Genomic DNA, 2,162 nt, shown 5'->3' with positions numbered 1-2,162 from the left:
TGCAGCGCGGTCCGCCACTCCCGGCCGGCGTCCTCGAACATCGACAGGTCGACCTTCGGCGCCGGGCACGAAGTTCATGTAGTAGTGCAGCACCGCCGGGATGATGCCGGCCGCGCCGTTCGTGGGAGCCGTGACCACCCTGCCGCCGGCCGCGTTCTCCTCGTTCACGGCCATCGCGTACAGCGTGATCCACTCCATGGAGTGAGCCAACGCATCGCCCTCCGCCCGGAGTTGACGTGCCGTCATGGCGGCGCGACGGCGGACGCGCAGGCCGCCCGGCAGGATGCCCTCACGGGACATGCCCCGCGAGACGCACCCCTGCATCACCCGCCACAGCTCCAGCAGACCCGCCCGGATCTCGTCCTCCGTGCGCCAGGCCCGCTCGTTCTCCAGCATCAGCGCGGAGATCGACAGGCCCGTCTCCTTCGTGAGGCGCAGCAGCTCGTCGCCCGTGCGGAAGGGGTACTTCAGCACCGCGTCGTCGAGTTTGATGCGGTCCGCGCCGACCGCCTCCTCGTCGACGACGAACCCGCCGCCGACCGAGTAGTACGTCTTCGACAGCAGTTCGGCGCCCTGCGCGTCATGGGCCCATATCGTCATGCCGTTGGCGTGGTACGGGAGGGCCTTGCGACGGTGGAGCACGAGATCGTCGTCGAAGGAGAACGGGATCTCGTGCGTGCCCAGCAGGCGCAGCCGCCCGGAGCTCCTGATCTGCTCCACCCGCTCGTCGGCGGTCTCCACGTCCACCGTGCGCGGCGAGGAGCCCTCCAGACCCAGCAGGACCGCCTTGGGAGTGCCGTGGCCGTGCCCGGTCGCGCCGAGCGAGCCGTACAGCTCGCAGCGGACGGAGGCGGCGGAGTCCAGCAGGGACTCGTTGTGCAGCCGCCGCGCGAACATGCGCGCCGCCCGCATCGGGCCGACCGTGTGGGAGCTGGACGGGCCGATGCCGATCGAGAACAGGTCGAAGACCGAGATGGCCACGGGAACTCCTCGGGACAGGGCGGGGGCGCACGTCGTCGGGCGCCCCCACCAGGGAACTACTTGGTCAGGCCGGGGTACAGGGGGTGCTTGTGCGCGAGGGCGGTGACCCGGGCCTTGAGGGCTTCGACGTCGTAGGACGGCTTGAGGGTCTGCGCGATGACGTCGGCGACCTCGGCGAAGTCCTCGGCGGTGAAGCCGCGGGTGGCGAGGGCGGGGGTGCCGATGCGCAGACCGGAGGTCACCATCGGCGGACGCGGGTCGTCGGGGACGGCGTTGCGGTTGACGGTGATGCCGACCTCGTGGAGGCGGTCCTCGGCCTGCTGTCCGTCCAGCTCGGAGTCGCGCAGGTCGACCAGGATCAGGTGGACGTCGGTGCCGCCGGACAGCACGTTGACGCCGGCTTCGCGGGCGTCGGGCGCGGTGAGGCGGTCGGCGAGGATCTTGGCGCCCTCGACCGTGCGGCGCTGGCGCTCCTTGAAGTCCTCGCCCGCGGCGACCTTGAAGGAGACGGCCTTGGCGGCGATCACGTGTTCCAGGGGGCCGCCCTGGAAGCCAGGGAAGACGGAGGAGTTCAGCTTCTTCGCGAACTCCTTCTTCGCGAGGATGATGCCGCCGCGGGGTCCGCCGAGGGTCTTGTGAGTGGTGGAGGTGACCACATCGGCGTACGGGACCGGGTTCGGGTGCAGCCCGGCCGCGACGAGGCCCGCGAAGTGCGCCATGTCGACCCACAGGAACGCCCCGACCTCGTCGGCGATCCGGCGGAACTCGGCGAAGTCCAGCTGGCGCGGGTAGGCGGACCAGCCGGCGATGACGACCTTGGGGCGGTGCTCCTTGGCGAGGCGTTCGACCTCGGCCATGTCGACCAGGCCGGCGCCGTCGACGTGGTAGGCGACCACGTCGAACTGCTTGCCGGAGAAGTTGAGCCGCATGCCGTGGGTGAGGTGGCCGCCGTGGGCGAGGTCCAGGCCGAGGATGGTGTCGCCGGGCTGGGCCAGGGCGAACAGGGCGGCCTGGTTGGCGGAGGCGCCGGAGTGCGGCTGGACGTTGGCGTACTCGGCGCCGAACAGGTCCTTGACCCGGTCGATGGCGATCTGCTCGGCGACGTCGACGTGCTCGCAGCCGCCGTAGTAGCGGCGGCCGGGGTAGCCCTCGGCGTACTTGTTGGTGAGGACCGAGCCCTG

General features: G+C 70.8%; 2 protein-coding genes. Both read right to left on the bottom strand.

Annotated elements, in window-relative coordinates; all coding sequences use genetic code 11:
* Window positions 1–981, bottom strand: a 981-nt coding sequence (locus ABT300_RS43460) for an L-serine ammonia-lyase (protein WP_351688552.1), incomplete at its 3' end; no start/stop codon positions are given.
* A gap of 56 nt (window positions 982–1,037) precedes the next feature.
* Window positions 1,038–2,162 (bottom strand): serine hydroxymethyltransferase (glyA, locus tag ABT300_RS43455; protein ID WP_351688549.1); only part of this gene is annotated, 1,125 nt, incomplete at its 5' end.

It is taken from the genome of Streptomyces sp. NPDC001027 (genome assembly GCF_040299045.1).
Lineage (GTDB): Bacteria > Actinomycetota > Actinomycetes > Streptomycetales > Streptomycetaceae > Streptomyces.
This window is presented reverse-complemented; position numbering and strand designations above follow the sequence as displayed.